The sequence below is a fragment of the Ancylothrix sp. D3o genome (assembly GCF_025370775.1).
Lineage (GTDB): Bacteria > Cyanobacteriota > Cyanobacteriia > Cyanobacteriales > Oscillatoriaceae > Ancylothrix.
This window is the reverse complement of record NZ_JAMXEX010000002.1, coordinates 89,331-103,663: the sequence shown is the minus strand read 5'-3', so window position 1 is coordinate 103,663 and position 14,333 is coordinate 89,331. Positions and strand designations below refer to the sequence as shown.

Below are 14,333 nucleotides of genomic sequence, written 5' to 3'. Positions count from 1 at the left end.
GCTGGATATAGCCCAGCCTACTGTTTGAAGTACCCCCAGGGGAATTCGAATCCCCGTCGCATCCGTGAAAGGGATGTGTCCTAGGCCTCTAGACGATGGGGGCTTGTCCCTTGCAGTTTTATTACTATAACAAAGTGGTTCTTAAATTACAAGTAGTTGCTAAAAATTTTTTTGGGAATTTTTTCAGGCTAAAAAAAATTGTAGGGACACAACCATGCTGTATCCCTACAATTTTTTAATACCCCCAGGGGAATTCGAATCCCCGTCGCATCCGTGAAAGGGATGTGTCCTAGGCCTCTAGACGATGGGGGCGCATTTCTTTCACCTTTAATAACTTAACTTTTTTGTTTGGGGATGTCAAGGGTTTTGGAAAAATTTTTTTTATCTTTTTTCGGGCTGTTGGCAGTAGGCTTGGAGGATGTGGGTACAGTTGGCGATGGCTGCGAGATGGGCGATTTCGTAGCCGTGTGTGTTTTGGGTGGGGAAGCTGAGACAGGCGGCGCGGGCGACGTGACCAAATTTCATGGCGATGGAGGCGTCGCTGCCAAAGCCGCTGATGGTGGCAAGTTGCACCGGCACTTGGGCGGTTTTGGCGGCTTGTCGCAGTTCAGCGTTTAAGCCTTCATCATATATTCCGTAGCCGTCTTGGGAAAGTAACACTGGCGAAGTGCCTTCTAAAATCGGGTACTCCGAGGAGAGGGGGCATATTTCGAGGGCGATGAGGGCGTCGAGGGGTTGCCGGTTTGTGAAGTAAAGAGCACCGATGGCACCGACTTCTTCTTTGGCGGAGGCGACAAGGTAAATGTCTTTGGGCGGGTTTTTTACGGTTTCGGCGAGGCTGAGGAGGATGGCGAGGGAGGCTTTATTGTCGAGGGTGTAGCTGGCGATGTAGTCTTTGAGTCGGAAGGGTTTTTTACGGTGTTTGCTGATCACCATGCGTGTGCCTGGGCGGATGCCGGCTGTTTCTAGTTCTTCGGCTGTGCATTTTGTTTCTATCCAGGCATCTTCCCAATGCACCGGCTTGTTTTCTTGTTGGGCTTTTTGGGGCGATTCGTGGGAGATGTGGCGGGAACCAAAGCTGAGGATGCCGGTGATGGTTTGGTTGTCTCCTAAGAGATCGACGGTGCCTTCTCCATAGATCCAGGGAAAGGAACCGCCTAATTTTCGGACTTCAATTTTTCCGTTTTGGCTGATTGTTTTAACGATGGCGCCGATTTCGTCTTTGTGGGCGGTGATGGCGATGGCGCTGTTGCCGGTACCCTTGATTTTGGCGATGATGTTGTCGGCGCTATCTTGCCACACTTCTACGCCTAAATTGGCAAATTTTTGTAGTAATAATTGATTGATTTCTGTTTCGGCTCCACTGGGGGAGTGGTGCAGCACTAATTCTTCTATGGTGTTAAATAATTCGCTATATTTTATTATCATAATTTTGGGGAATTAGCAAGGTTTAAGGATGGTTTTTTGGGCGTTGTTTATGGGTTGATTTCGGGTGGTTGTAATCGGGGGTTGAAGGTGGCGCCGGTGCGACCGGTGATTACCCAGAGAATTGAGCGAAAACAATCACGGATGGTGCGCCAGCGCGACTCTGGTTGTTCTTTATGAATAGAGACGGCAAGGGGTGTGATGATGATAGCGCGACTGCCGAGGACGATGGTTGCAATGACGCGGGAACGGCGGAGATGGGAAGTTGATGTTATTAAATATAGGTGTTTTAGGTGGCGATTTGTCAAGTCATTAATGATGCCGGTGAAGTTGGTAACGGTGTCGGTGGCGTTGCTATAGTAAATTTTGTTTTTGGGGATGCCGGCGCGCTGCAAAATGCCGGTGTTAAACTTAGTAAGTTCGGGATAGTCTGATATCCAAATGTCTAATTTTGGGTCAGAGTACCAAAATTGGGATGCAAATTGGATGCGTCTTGGATCGCCGCCAAGCACTAAGATGGCTTGGGGTTGGGGGACAAGTATTTGGGTGATGGCTATTCGCAAAGAAAGCGTTAAAATGCCGGCGGCGATGAGGGAGGTGATGAGTAATAAGGTTAGTTTGATGAGCTTGAGTTTTGGGCGTTTTCCTTTTCTGTTGGTTTGGGGAATAAACACAAGGGTTTAGATGGAATTAGGGTTTGGGTTTATTATAAATCTGTTTTACAAACCCGGTTTTTTTGAAAAGGTTAATTTTTGAAGTTTTAGTTGTTTGGGGATGGGGTGGGTTTTGGGGTTGTGGTTTCTAATGCGTCTTTGGCGGATAAGCCTTCTCCTTTAATTCCAAAATACCAGAGGGCTGCACCGGCTTCGGCGCGGGTTACGGGTTTTTTGGGTTGGAATAGGGTGGTATAACCAAAGGCGCGGCGAATGTTTGATAAGTCGCCGTTTTGATAGTCTGCTGAGATGGCTTTGAGGGCGTCTGGGTCGATTTTTGGGGTGTCTTGAAAGCCCCAAGTTTTTTGAACGGTATCGATGGAGGTTGTGGGGATCACTTGTCTGGTGTCGAGGGGGACTTTCCATAGGACAAGGGTTTCGCGGGTGAGGGGGGCGTCTGGGCGAAATTGTATGTCGTTGTTGTTGCCGGTTAGGGTACTGGGAATAATGCCGGCTTCTGCGAGTCCTTGAATGATGGTAAAGTCGGGATCTTTTGAGGTGATGTCGGTAAAGATCGGTTGGGAGGTTTCGATGGCGAGGCGAATTTGGCGGGCGGGTTGGTTGGCATATATTTTGTTGTTTGCTGTTAGTAACCAGCGGGCAAATTCGCGTCTGGTGATGGTTTTATTGGGTTCGGTTAAGATGGCGTTTTGGGTTTGTTTGTTTGTGGTATTGAAGATGTTTAAGTTGTTTAAGTCTTCGAGATATTGACGGAGTTCGGCGGGGGCTTTGTTGATATTTTCGTTGTTATTTTTTGGGGGGTTTGGTGTGGTTTGGGGGGTGGGGGATGGGGTGATGGGGGCTGAGATTTTGCCTTCGAGTGTGGGTGAGGTTTGGGTGTTGGGGGTTGGGTTATTTTTGCGATATTCGATTTCAAATGTGGTGATGGCGCTGTTGGTGGTGGGGGGTTCTATGGAGAGTTTTATTTGCAGGTTGTCGCGTTTTGCTTGGAGGATGTTTTGTTGATCGGGGTTGGGTTGGTTGATAATTTGCCAGTTGTTGCTTTGCAGTTTTTGGCGATAGAAGTTTTCGACGGCGTTGCTGGGGTCGGTTGTTGTCCAGCGGGTTGTTATGCCGTCGGGGATGGGGGTTTGTTGTTGCAGTTGGGCGTCCGGATAGGGGGGGATTTCTGGGGGAATTTCTGGGGGAATTTCTGGGGCTTTTTGGGGGGTTTTTGAGGGGGTGGGTGTGCTTGTGAGGGCGGGATCTGGGGCGAAAGTTTCCTCTAGGGTTTTGCTTGTGGGGCTGTTGGCGCAGGCGGTGAGGAGGAGTGCGGTTAGGCTTATGTATAGGGTGCGGTGTTGATAGGAATACACGGTTTATTGATATTTATTTTGTTGCTTTTTATAGCTTAACGGATTTGGGTTTTGGCTTGGCGTTTGCTATTGGGCGCTGGGGGCAGGCTTTTAGCCTGCCGGTTTACAAATTAAAGGGCGTCAGGCTTAAACAAAAACGCGGTGTTGCAAGGAGGGCATTTGTCGGCGTACTTGTTCGAGGCGTCCGGGGTCAATTTCTGCTATGGCGACTCCGGGGCTGTCTCCGGCATCTGCTAAGATTACGCCCCAAGGGTCGATAATCATGGCGTGTCCGTGTGATTGACGCATGGCATAATGGCGGCCAGTTTGAGCCGGTGCTATTACATAACAGGTATTTTCAATAGCTCGCGCTTGCAGCAATATTTGCCAGTGATCTTTGCCGGTGTAGGCGGTAAAGGCTGCGGGGACGAATAATATATCGGAGCCTTTGTAAGATAGATGGCGGTAGAGTTCGGGGAATCGCACATCGTAGCATACCGACAAACCAAGATTACCCAAATGCTCTGAATTGTAAACGGTTGGGAGTGTGACACCGGCTTTTACGGTGCTCGATTCGTGATAGGTGTTGCCATCGGGCAAATTAACGTCGAATAGGTGTACTTTTTCATAGCGGGCAAGTTCTGTGCCGGTGGGGTCTATTAAAACAGCGGTATTGTACACTTTTCCCTCGGCCACCGGCACCGGAAATCCTCCTCCCAAGATTGTGACTTGGAAGCGTTGGGCCATTGTTTTTAGGAATTTTTCGCTAGTTTGGGCTATGTTTTCGGCACCGGCAATTTTGTCCTTTTCTTCTCCTAAAAAGGAAAAGTTTTCGGGCAAGCTTACTAACTCGGCACCGCGACGTACAGCTAAATCGATGAGTTCTTCTGCCTGAGCAAGATTTTTTTCAAGCTCAGGAACGCTTGTCATTTGAATGGCGGCGGCGAGATAAGGTTTCATGGATGCAATAGACAATAATTTAGCAATCGTTCTCTTGTGGGTTTCACTGTTCGGCTCTCCCTCGATCCAACATATCTCGATTCTTCGTTTTTTTTCACTTTTTCGGCATAAATTTTAACGAATCTGATACTCTGGTTGTGGTTTAAATACGTTGACAATAGGAAATTTTTGTGGTATATGTTTTTGTTTTTTGGTAAGGGGAGGATAGAGGAGTAAGAAAGACCTAATAGGATTTTAGATGCAAAAATTTTAGATTGGGTGAAGAAAAGATTTTAAAACCAATTAGACAAGCGCACAAACTGCCTAAAACTTAAAAATGGCATGAGAGTGTGCCTTGCAGAAATGTTAATTTTGTTAAAATAGAAATCCCTTTTGTAAAAACCGACACAATGACAGCAACCACAATCGCCTCTACTCCCGTGCGCCAGTCTCAACTAAGACCGGCTATTGCTGAACTACAACCGCATTTAGTGGAATGGCGCCGGCATTTGCACGCTCAACCTGAGCTTGCTTTTCAAGAGTATCTGACGGCAGAATTTATTAGCCGAAAATTAAAAAAATGGGGAATAGAACATCAAACCGGCATTGCCAAAACCGGCATAGTTGCAATTATTGATAGCGGTGTACCAGGGCCGGTTTTAGGTATTCGGGCTGATATGGATGCTCTCCCTATTCAAGAAGAAAATCAAGCGTCTTATCGTTCGCAAAACCCCGGTAAAATGCACGCTTGCGGCCATGATGGACACACAACAATTGCTCTGGCAACGGCATTTTATTTATCACAAAATAGGCATAGTTTTAAAGGGATTGTCAAAATCATTTTTCAACCGGCAGAAGAAGGCCCAGGCGGTGCAAAACCAATGATTGAAGCGGGGGTTTTAAAAAATCCTGATGTTGATGCGATGATTGGTTTACATCTTTGGAATGTTTTACCTTTGGGAACTGTTGGGGTGCGTAGCGGTGCATTAATGGCGGCAACGGAGGGATTTCGCTGTACAATTTTTGGCAAGGGTGGACATGGGGCGATGCCACATCAAACTGTTGATTCTATTTTGATTGCTTCGCAAATTGTTACAAGTTTACAAACAATTGTTGCTCGCAATGTTAGCCCCTTAGATTCGGCGGTGGTAACGGTGGGAGAATTTCATGCCGGTACAGCGGTGAATGTGATTGCGGATACAGCAAAAATTGGCGGGACGGTGAGATATTTTAATCCTGCTTTGCGGGATATGTTGCCGCAAAGACTTGAGCAAATTATTAGCGGAATTTGCAGCAGTCACGGGGCAAAATATGATTTGAATTATTGGCGACTTTATCCGCCGGTGGTTAATGATGCAAAAATGGCTGATTTGGTGCGTTCTGTGGCAGAGACGGTTGTAGAAACACCGGCAGGAATTGTGCCAGAATGTCAAACAATGGGCGGCGAGGATATGTCGTTTTTCTTGGAAGAGGTGCCTGGTTGTTATTTCTTTTTGGGGTCGGCAAATCTGTCGATGAATTTAGCTTATCCTCACCACCACCCTCGTTTTGATTTTGATGAAACGGCTTTAGGCATGGGTGTTGAAATTTTTGTGCGTTGTGTGGAAAAGTTTTGTATATAATTGTCAATTGTCAATTGTCCTTTATTAGGGATTAGCAGACGCGTTATGCAAACAACAATTAAATTCATAAAACAACCGACATCGGAAAAATGGGTTGAGCAAGCGCTGGCAAATTTGGATACTATTTTGCTGGATCATTCCCATTGTGAACGCAAAGCGGCGGGGGTGGCGCTTAATATGATGTTTCGCTATCCTTCTAATACCCAATTGGTGCGGATGCTGACGGGAATTGCTCAAGAAGAATTAGAGCATTTTGAACAAGTTAATCAGCATTTAGAAAAGCGGGGGATTGCTATGGGCCCGCTTTCTTCGCCGCCTTATGCGGCCGGTTTAAAAGCGCAAATTCGCAAAGATGAACCGGCCCGACTTTTGGATTCTTTGTTGGTTTCGGGATTAATTGAAGCCCGCAGTCACGAACGTTTAGGACTGTTAGGAACCCATTGCCCTGATGTGGAATTGGCGAAATTTTATCGGGGTTTAATGGCTTCGGAGGCGCGACATTATGGGGTGTATTGGGTTTTGGCAATCGAGTATTTTGATAAGGCAGAGGTGAATGAGAGATTGGAAGAATTAGCGATGGTTGAAAGTGACTTATTGGCAAATTTACACCCAGAACCTCGGATTCATAGTTAGGCGATGAAAAGAGAATTTAAAGATTTTATAATTCGGTCTTGGCAGCCAAACGACCGGCAAGAAGCGGCTGAGATTATTGGTTCTGTTTTGGCTGAATATAATTTGAATTGGGAACCGGCCGGTGCGGATCGGGATGTGTTAGAAATTGAGGAATTTTATCATAAAAGTGGCGGTGAGTTTTGGGTTGTGGAAAGGGGGGGAAAGTTGGTAGGAACGGCGGCGTATTATCCGGTAAATCGGGGAAATAACGCGGTGGAAATTCGGAAAATGTATTTGTTAGGAGAAGTTAGAGGAAAAGGGTTAGGTAAGTTTTTATTGGAGGAATTGGAAAAGACGATTAGAAAGCGGAATTTTGCGATGATTTGGGTAGAGACGGCTTCGGTTTTAAAAGAGGCGGTGAAGCTTTATGAAACCAGCGGCTACGAAGCGGAAACGGGGGTAGAAACTCTGCGTTGCGATAGGGTTTATGTGAAGTATTTGGAGCCGGTTTAAAATAATGTCATTACCAAGACTCCTAAGAGCATAACGAGGGTGCCGGTGAGTCTTTCTTTAAGTCCTTTTTCTTTAAAAATAAAGTAGCCTAACATTACTCCCATGACAACGCTGGTGCGTTTTATGGCGATAACTTGGACAACTTGTGTGAGGGTGAGGGCTTCCATGTGAAACAAGACAGATAAGGCGCAAAAAAGTCCCATTGGTAATAAAATAGGTAAGCCTTTGAGGATTTTTTGGCGGGGGTTGGGAGTTTTGTAAAGCAACACCGGCAACAGCAAAATTGTCATGTAACTAAACAGGGCAAATAGCCAAAAAATCGGGGAGGAATTTTGAACGCCAATTTTGTCAAAGTTTGAGGTGATGCTCCAAATTAAGGCGACAATTAGCATTAATTTGGGGCCTTTTTGTTTCAACAAGGCACGGAAGGGTGCAAGGTAGCCTTTTGATTTTTCTTTAATGTTGAGTAAATAGGAGCCGGTGACGAGTAAGAAAATTCCCAGAAAATCAAATATATTTGGCCATTCTCCGACAATTAAAGGGGAGGTGATGAGCATAAACAAGGGGGTTAAAGCTATCATTGGCAGGGTGATAGAAAGATCGGAGACTTTGATAGCTTTGATGTAAAGATAGGAGGTGAATGTGTTTAGAGTGCCCCCAATGATTAAAGCGAACCAAAATTGATTTCCCAGGTGAGGCAAGCCGCTAACGATAACTAAGGGAATGAGAAAAAAGCCGGTTAAAAAAGAAAGCGTCCAAGAAACAACGTATTCATCAACTTGTTTGAGACTTTGTTTGCCGAAAGCATCTTTAACTGCTTCAAAAAAAGCAGTTAAAAAAGATAAAAAAAGCCAGGTCATAGGTGGGGAGGTTGGGGGTAGGAGTTTTAAGAATTAGGGGTTATTTCGCCTAATTGAATCAACAGATGTGTGAGGGAAGTTGATTGTTCCGCATCTCGCTCGTTTGACCGATAATACGATAACAAACTAAAATCTCTTACCGGCAATTCCCAAGCAATTCAGGATATTTACCCGGACGCGATATAACATAACACAGCCGGAATCACTCTGCTGATGTTTCCTCTATAGTTCACCAAAAACTAAATAAAATAACTTAACTAAAGCATAAAGTTTAAAAACCCGGTTCCCAAAAGAAACCGGGTTTTTAGAATCGACTAAAAACAATCAAAATTAGGCAAGTGTGTGGCCGGTGGCTGTTACAGCTTGCTTAATAGATTCTTCGGAAGCTCCAGACTCTACCGTTACGGTTTTACCGGTCACATCAATGCTGATACTCGCATCAGAATCAACGGTTTTGATGGCTTTGCTGATAGTATCTCCGCAGCCTTCGCAGACAATTGAGGGGACATTTAATTTAAGTGCCATAAGAAGCCCTGCTAACGTAATAACACAAACTGTGCAACTTAATTTTATCCCAAATATGCCTGCTTAACTCGCTCATCTTTGAGTAAATCAGAAGCAGCGCCACTAAGGGTAATAGAACCGGCTTCTAAAACATAACCACGATCAGCAGTTTGTAAGGCAAGATTTGCATTTTGCTCTACTAAAAGTATGGTTACTCCGAGGCTGCGAAGGTTGCGAATTATTGAGAAAATTTCACGGACAATGGCCGGTGCGAGACCTAAAGAAGGCTCATCTAAAAGTAATAATTCAGGCCGGCTCATTAAGGCTCTGGCTATTGCTAACATTTGTTGTTCGCCACCGCTGAGAGTTCCTGCTAATTGATGGCGGCGTTCGGCTAAGCGGGGGAAAAGTTGAAATTGTTTGTCTAAATCTTGTTTGATTTCGGCAGAATTTGAGCGAATATAAGCGCCTAATTCTAAGTTATCTAAGACCGTTTGTCTGGCTAATACTCGGCGTCCTTCGGGGCTTTGGGCGATGCCTAAACAAACGATTTCATGGGGGAGTCGGCGGGTGATGTCGCGTCCTTTATAAAAGATTTGGCCGCGTCGGGGTGTGACGATTTTTGAAATTGCTCGCAGGGTGGTTGTTTTACCGGCACCATTGGCTCCAATCAGGCTAACAACTTCGCCGCGATTGATGGTAATATTCACATTTTGTAGGGCTTGTATGCCGGCATAATTGACATACAAATCTTTAATTTCTAACAAAATAAAATTATCTGGTGTTTTAATCATTTGTCATTTGTCATTTGTCATTTGTCATTTGGCTGGGCCGGTAATTGCCGGTGGGGCTGGCATTCCCTGTGGCACAGGCGTCTCGCCTGTGATTGGCACAGAAATCGCAGGCGGGACGCCTGCGCCACTCTGGGCGCTGCTCCTACATTGGGGTGGGGTTTACCTCTTATTCATCACCTAGATAGGCTTCAATAACGGCGGGGTTATTGCGGACGTTGGCGGGGTCACCTAATGCAATTAATTGTCCGAAGTCTAACACAGCAATTCGTTCGCATAAACCCATTACTAAAGGCACATGATGTTCAATTAAAATTATCGTTAAATTGAACTGGGAACGGATATTTTTAACAAATTCACTTAAGCTGTGTTTTTCGTTGGGGTTCATACCGGCTGCCGGTTCATCTAATAATAAAATCTGCGGTTCCATTGCCAAGGCGCGGGCAATTTCTAAGCGTCTTTGATCGCCGTAGGGAAAGTTTTTTGCTTTTTCAAAGGCTCGGTCACTTAATCCTACTAAGTGCAATAATTCAAGGGCTTTTTTTTGGGTTTTTTGTTCTTCTAAAGGTGCCGGTGGTAAACCAAGTAAGCCTATCATACAAGATAAAACAGGATTTTTGACGCCTCGGTTATGTAAATGGCGGGCAACCATGACATTTTCTAAAGCTGAAAGATCGCCAAATAAGCGGATATTTTGAAAGGTGCGAGAAATGCCTTTTGATGCAATTTGATGGGGTTTGCAATGGGAAATATTTTCGCCTTGATAAATTAAGTCGCCGCTGGAGGGGGGGATGAGGCCGGTGATTAAGTTAAAAAGGGTGGTTTTCCCGGCACCATTGGGGCCAATTAAGCCGAATATTTCGTTTTTCTTCACAGAAAAAGAAACATCATTTACTGCAACTAAACCGCCAAATCTCCGCGTTAATTGTTTGGCTTCTAAAATTGTGCCGGTTGCTGAGGTTTCGGGGTGGGAAGTTAAAGCAGAATCTATCATAAAATTGGCTTATCTTGGGGTTGGGTTTTACGTTGCCGGCGGTTCCACAAATTGGGAGTTACTAGACCTTGGGGGAAAAAGATTGTCCCTAATATTAACAATAAACCAAAGATAATTTGCCGGCCATCTCTTCGCAAAAATTGGTCTAACCAAGTTGGTAAACCGCCAATATCTGCGAGGGAGCGCAAAATTTCGGGAAGTGCGGTAAAAACAATTCCGCCTAACACCGGCCCAACAAAGGTTTTTGTACCACCAATTAATACAAAAGTCAGGTAAATAACGCTGGAATCAAATGTGCCTTGTCGGGGGTTCCAAGTATTCAATAAATGAGCGCTCACTGCGCCGACAACGCCGGCTAAAATGGCTCCAAGAGTAAAAGCCAAAACTTTATAATAAGTCGGGTTAATTCCCATTGCACCGGCTGCTAATTCATCTTCTCTAATGGCAGTAAAAGCGCGTCCGACGCGGATACGTTCGAGCCGATAAATTAAAATCATGGTAATTATGAGTAAGGGAATTGCTACCCATAAATACTCAATTGCAGTGCTAAAAGGTTGGGGTATGCCAAAAATACCAACTGCGCCGCCGGTGATTTCTAAATTGAGTGCTAAAACTCGTAAAACTTCACCAAAAGCGATGGTGGCGATGGCTAAATAAATGCCGCGCAATCGCAGGGCCGGTATGCCTACAAATATGCCTAATATGCCACAAATAATAGCGCTTATTAACATTTCTAAAAGTAGCAGAGAAATGGGAAAGGGGCCGGCAGTTGTTGGGAAAACTTTTGTTGCTAAAATGGCGGCAATATAGCCACCCAAGGCATAAAACCCCGGACTAGCAAGAGATAATTGGCCGGTCATTAGGGGTAAATAAAGGGATAACCCCAGCAACGCTCCCAGCAACATTGATACAATCAGAAATCCGTAGGTGTTTAAAAAATCATTCATGGATTAATTCAACGTTTCTGGGGTATTTTATCATTTTTGGTGAGTTAAGGATTAAGGAGTTTTTGAAGTTAGGCGGGTTATGGTAATTCCTAATTGTTTATTCATTGTCTGAATTGTTAGGCTGTTGTTGAGCAATTCTCCTGACTACTTCAATATCTAACTGCAAAGCGCCAGCAATTTGTGCCACTGTTAATCCTAATTGTAATAATCTTGGTACACTTTCTAACTTGCCTTGTTGCACACCTTGTTGCAAACCTTCTCGGCGATATTCTTCCGCAACTTGTTGGAAATACCGAGTATTTTTTAACTCATCTAAACTAAACATCGCTTCTACCTCCTCTCGTGTTAATGGAAGTTTAGTAATCAAAATTGTCTCTATCAATTGTAACACTCGACGTTGGCTTGCTTGATCTTCAATTCTTGCCTGCACTGTTTCATATAGTTGTCTGGCTTTCTCAATAGCATTTTCCTGAGCCTCAACAATCAGTTTTATTAATCCCAAACCCACCGACTGATATGCAGAATCTCCTAACTCATCCAAATACACTCGATAAACATGAGGAGAAGCCGTAATTAACCACTGGTAAGGGCGCGGTATTTCTGGCTCTATACTCCGCTGCGCGTAAATTGCAATTGCTCTCCAATCTTGAGTAGCTTTTTTCTGTCCTATATACAGAAATATCTCTGTAAAAAGTCGGTAATATAAATCCTTATCGCTTTGAAACTGAACTTCGGCAAAATAAATCTGTTTCTCTGCTTCTTCTGGGGGCAGTAAAACTCCATCAATTCTTTTAGCAGTTTCTTTCAATTCCACTGATTGAAATTGATAACCTTCTGCCTCGGATGCCGGCTGGCCGGTTAGTTCAAATAACACCTCCGGCATTGTTTGAAATATTTGGTAAAACAGTGTATCTGTTCGCATTTTCTACACCTTTTGAATAAACCGCCGGCCTAACAAACCTTGCGGTCTAACTAACAGCATAATAAACAAAATTGCAAAGGCAAAAGCATCCTTATAAGCAGAAGCATCCGCCGGCACAAATGCCTCCACCAAACCAATCACCATACCTCCAACAATTGCCCCCGGAATACTTCCTAAACCGCCTAAAACAATCACAGCCAAACCTTTTAAACCAAACGCAATCCCAAAATAAGGGCCGGCAATACTAACACTTGAACCTACCAAAGTGCCGGCAACTCCCGCCAAAAAACTACTGATAAAAAACGTCAAAACAATATAAAAATCCGTATTAATTCCCAACAAACTCGCCGTCACCGGCTCCTCCGCCACCGCTTTCATTGCTTTACCATATTTGGTACCATTAATAAATACTGTTATAACGCTAACAAAAAACAGCGAAACAAAAAAAATCACAATTTGAACTGTCCGAATAGGAATCGGTTTATCGGCACTTCCAAAATTAATCGCAGCCGGCAAATTTCCATAGGTATCAGAAGGAAAAGTATAACTTTCTGCACCCACTAAAAACTGAATCAAATTCACAATAACCAAAGCAACACCTAAACTAGAAACCACCGTTAAAAGCGGATCAGAACCTCGGCGACGCAACGGACGAAAAGCGATACGTTCGATGGCTACTCCTACTAAACCGGCAAGCGCACTTCCTATTAATAAAGCCAACCAAAATGGTAAAGCAATCGGCAGTTTGACATTAGCAAGTAAGCCGTTAAAACCGAAGGAATTTCCCATTAAACTGTAAGTAAAATATGCACCAAGAGTGAATAAAGCACCGTGTGCAAAGTTGATGATTCCTAAAATTGAGAAAATCAGCGTGTAGCCTATGGCAAAAATTGCGTAGACACTGCCAATTGATAATCCGTTGAGAATTTGTTGGAAAAAAAGAGTCAGATCCATCTTGAGGTTTGGTTTTTTTAACTAAAATTGGGTTTATTTGAGGTACATAAATTTGCCGGTGTTGCCGTCGGCTTCCATTTTTATCTGGGCAACATAAAAATCTTTTTGGATAATTTCGCCTTCTGGCGTAAAAGAAATTTCTCCCAGCGGTGTTTCATATTTCCCAGCCAATATTTGCTTATTCAGTTCCGTTCGCAGTTGAGAGAGCGACATTTTTGTGATGTCTTGTTTTTGGCTTAATTGTTGAAGCGCTTCCACAAAAACTTGTACCGCCGTGAAAGCTTGAGCGCTGAATTGTGGCGGGTCTTTTTTGTATTGATTGCTGTAGGTTGTGCGGTAGTATTTGTTAATCTCATTGACGTATTCAGGACTGTAAGCTTGGGCAACTAAAATACCATCACAAAGCTTTTTACAAACCGGATAAACGTTAGGAGTGTTTAAGCCATTTCCGCCAACAATTAAACCTTTATACCCTAATTCTCGCAACTGCCGAACTAAATTACCCCCATCTATTGTCAGGCTAGAAATAATCACCAAATCAGGTTTCGCATTAATAGCGCCGGTAACTTGGGTTTGAAAATCTGTGTCCGTACTTTGGAATTTTTGAACAGTAACAGTATTCAAACCGGCCTCTTTTACTGCTTGCTGAAAAATATCAGTTTCCGACTTGCTATAGGCGTCATCTTGTGCATAAAATACCGCCACATTTTTGAGATTCGGGTTAATTTTTAAAGCCGCTTTAATTGCATTTGGCGCTACAATTGTCACCGGCGCCGAAACACGAGCAACAAAATCCCCAATTTCAGCGATTCCTTTTGCAGTTGTCGAAGGGCCCAACACCGGCACCTTTGCACTATTAGCCACCGGCATCGCCGCAAAGCCTTGTTGAGAACGACTTGGGCCAACAATTCCTACAACTTTATCCTTAGAAATTAAAGTTTGAAAAACATTAATTGCTCCCGATTCATCATTGCCGGTGTCTTGAAAAATCAACTTAATTGGCTTCCCATTTACCCCTCCTTTCTCATTAAAATACTTTTCCGCAATTTTTGCCCCCGCTGCTGATTCTTGCCCCACTAATGCCACATTTCCTGTTTGTCCGACTGCAACACCGATAGGAATGCCGGTGGCAAAATTATTAGCCTCAGATTGACTATTATTCTGCGTACAACTTCCCAACATCAACCCAACCATCAAACACAAAAGCGAATTTTGAAATGCTGTATTTTTCATTTTTTTACC

General features: G+C 44.1%; 15 protein-coding genes and 2 tRNA genes. 3 read left to right on the top strand and 14 right to left on the bottom strand.

What is annotated here, in order from left to right:
- Positions 1 to 30 precede the first annotated feature (30 nt).
- From NG798_RS04660 to NG798_RS04635, 6 genes are all read right to left on the bottom strand, one after another.
- Positions 31 to 103 (bottom strand) — tRNA-Glu (locus NG798_RS04660).
- Positions 104 to 239: 136 nt separating this feature from the next.
- Positions 240 to 312: transfer RNA gene (locus tag NG798_RS04655), tRNA-Glu, on the bottom strand.
- 69 nt (positions 313 to 381) lie between these two features.
- On the bottom strand, positions 382 to 1,428 hold the full coding sequence (locus tag NG798_RS04650; protein WP_261220646.1) for a M42 family metallopeptidase: 1,047 nt from the start codon (positions 1,426 to 1,428) through the stop codon (positions 382 to 384).
- 47 nt (positions 1,429 to 1,475) lie between these two features.
- The gene (locus NG798_RS04645) at positions 1,476 to 2,099 is read right to left on the bottom strand and encodes a YdcF family protein (RefSeq protein WP_261220645.1); all 624 of its coding nucleotides are present in this window, start codon (positions 2,097 to 2,099) and stop codon (positions 1,476 to 1,478) included.
- A gap of 86 nt (positions 2,100 to 2,185) precedes the next feature.
- A complete protein-coding gene (locus tag NG798_RS04640; RefSeq protein WP_261220644.1) occupies positions 2,186 to 3,454 on the bottom strand; it encodes an S-layer homology domain-containing protein in 1,269 nt (422 codons plus the stop codon).
- Between the two features lie 126 nt (positions 3,455 to 3,580).
- Positions 3,581 to 4,393, bottom strand: coding sequence for a carbon-nitrogen hydrolase family protein (locus NG798_RS04635; RefSeq protein WP_261221521.1), 813 nt, complete (start codon positions 4,391 to 4,393; stop codon positions 3,581 to 3,583).
- A gap of 389 nt (positions 4,394 to 4,782) precedes the next feature.
- Between NG798_RS04635 and NG798_RS04630 the strand changes: the two genes are divergently transcribed.
- The 3 genes from NG798_RS04630 to NG798_RS04620 are packed head-to-tail and all read left to right on the top strand — an operon-like array spanning position 4,783 to position 7,119.
- Complete coding sequence (locus NG798_RS04630; RefSeq protein ID WP_261220643.1) at positions 4,783 to 5,994, top strand: M20 family metallopeptidase; 1,212 nt, start codon at positions 4,783 to 4,785, stop codon at positions 5,992 to 5,994.
- A 45-nt stretch (positions 5,995 to 6,039) separates the two neighbouring features.
- Positions 6,040 to 6,627, top strand: coding sequence for a tRNA-(ms[2]io[6]A)-hydroxylase (locus NG798_RS04625; protein WP_261220642.1), 588 nt, complete (start codon positions 6,040 to 6,042; stop codon positions 6,625 to 6,627).
- Positions 6,628 to 6,630: 3 nt separating this feature from the next.
- A complete protein-coding gene (locus NG798_RS04620; RefSeq protein WP_261220641.1) occupies positions 6,631 to 7,119 on the top strand; it encodes a GNAT family N-acetyltransferase in 489 nt (162 codons plus the stop codon).
- Here the strand turns inward: NG798_RS04620 and NG798_RS04615 are convergent.
- The 8 genes from NG798_RS04615 to NG798_RS04580 form a co-directional block, all read right to left on the bottom strand.
- A complete protein-coding gene (locus NG798_RS04615; RefSeq protein ID WP_261220640.1) occupies positions 7,116 to 7,979 on the bottom strand; it encodes an EamA family transporter in 864 nt (287 codons plus the stop codon). The genes NG798_RS04620 and NG798_RS04615 overlap by 4 nt on opposite strands.
- Before the next feature lie 330 nt (positions 7,980 to 8,309).
- Positions 8,310 to 8,504 (bottom strand): heavy-metal-associated domain-containing protein, encoded by a 195-nt coding sequence (locus NG798_RS04610; protein WP_261220639.1) that lies wholly within the window; start codon positions 8,502 to 8,504, stop codon positions 8,310 to 8,312.
- A 44-nt stretch (positions 8,505 to 8,548) separates the two neighbouring features.
- Positions 8,549 to 9,277, bottom strand: coding sequence for an ABC transporter ATP-binding protein (locus tag NG798_RS04605; protein ID WP_261220638.1), 729 nt, complete (start codon positions 9,275 to 9,277; stop codon positions 8,549 to 8,551).
- A gap of 166 nt (positions 9,278 to 9,443) precedes the next feature.
- A complete protein-coding gene (locus NG798_RS04600; RefSeq protein WP_261220637.1) occupies positions 9,444 to 10,268 on the bottom strand; it encodes an ABC transporter ATP-binding protein in 825 nt (274 codons plus the stop codon).
- Positions 10,265 to 11,215: a branched-chain amino acid ABC transporter permease gene (locus NG798_RS04595; RefSeq protein ID WP_261220636.1), complete on the bottom strand. Its 951-nt coding sequence runs from the start codon at positions 11,213 to 11,215 to the stop codon at positions 10,265 to 10,267. The genes NG798_RS04600 and NG798_RS04595 overlap by 4 nt, the downstream gene beginning before the upstream one ends.
- A 97-nt stretch (positions 11,216 to 11,312) precedes the next feature.
- Positions 11,313 to 12,137, bottom strand: a complete 825-nt coding sequence (locus NG798_RS04590) for an Rpn family recombination-promoting nuclease/putative transposase (protein WP_261220635.1) — start codon at positions 12,135 to 12,137, stop codon at positions 11,313 to 11,315.
- A 3-nt stretch (positions 12,138 to 12,140) separates the two neighbouring features.
- Positions 12,141 to 13,091 (bottom strand): branched-chain amino acid ABC transporter permease, encoded by a 951-nt coding sequence (locus NG798_RS04585; RefSeq protein WP_261220634.1) that lies wholly within the window; start codon positions 13,089 to 13,091, stop codon positions 12,141 to 12,143.
- Positions 13,092 to 13,124: 33 nt separating this feature from the next.
- Entirely contained in the window at positions 13,125 to 14,324 is a 1,200-nt protein-coding gene (locus NG798_RS04580; protein ID WP_261220633.1) for an ABC transporter substrate-binding protein, read from the bottom strand.
- Positions 14,325 to 14,333: the final 9 nt, after the last annotated feature.

Coding starts and splice junctions, on each gene's coding strand:
- NG798_RS04650 (WP_261220646.1), bottom strand. CDS start 1,428: ATGATAATAAAATATAGCGAATTATTTAACACCATAGAAGAATTAGTG.
- NG798_RS04635 (WP_261221521.1), bottom strand. CDS start 4,393: ATGAAACCTTATCTCGCCGCCGCCATTCAAATGACAAGCGTTCCTGAG.
- NG798_RS04630 (WP_261220643.1), top strand. CDS start 4,783: ATGACAGCAACCACAATCGCCTCTACTCCCGTGCGCCAGTCTCAACTA.
- NG798_RS04625 (WP_261220642.1), top strand. CDS start 6,040: ATGCAAACAACAATTAAATTCATAAAACAACCGACATCGGAAAAATGG.
- NG798_RS04620 (WP_261220641.1), top strand. CDS start 6,631: ATGAAAAGAGAATTTAAAGATTTTATAATTCGGTCTTGGCAGCCAAAC.
- NG798_RS04615 (WP_261220640.1), bottom strand. CDS start 7,979: ATGACCTGGCTTTTTTTATCTTTTTTAACTGCTTTTTTTGAAGCAGTT.
- NG798_RS04610 (WP_261220639.1), bottom strand. CDS start 8,504: ATGGCACTTAAATTAAATGTCCCCTCAATTGTCTGCGAAGGCTGCGGA.
- NG798_RS04605 (WP_261220638.1), bottom strand. CDS start 9,277: ATGATTAAAACACCAGATAATTTTATTTTGTTAGAAATTAAAGATTTG.
- NG798_RS04600 (WP_261220637.1), bottom strand. CDS start 10,268: ATGATAGATTCTGCTTTAACTTCCCACCCCGAAACCTCAGCAACCGGC.
- NG798_RS04595 (WP_261220636.1), bottom strand. CDS start 11,215: ATGAATGATTTTTTAAACACCTACGGATTTCTGATTGTATCAATGTTG.
- NG798_RS04590 (WP_261220635.1), bottom strand. CDS start 12,137: ATGCGAACAGATACACTGTTTTACCAAATATTTCAAACAATGCCGGAG.
- NG798_RS04585 (WP_261220634.1), bottom strand. CDS start 13,091: ATGGATCTGACTCTTTTTTTCCAACAAATTCTCAACGGATTATCAATT.
- NG798_RS04580 (WP_261220633.1), bottom strand. CDS start 14,324: ATGAAAAATACAGCATTTCAAAATTCGCTTTTGTGTTTGATGGTTGGG.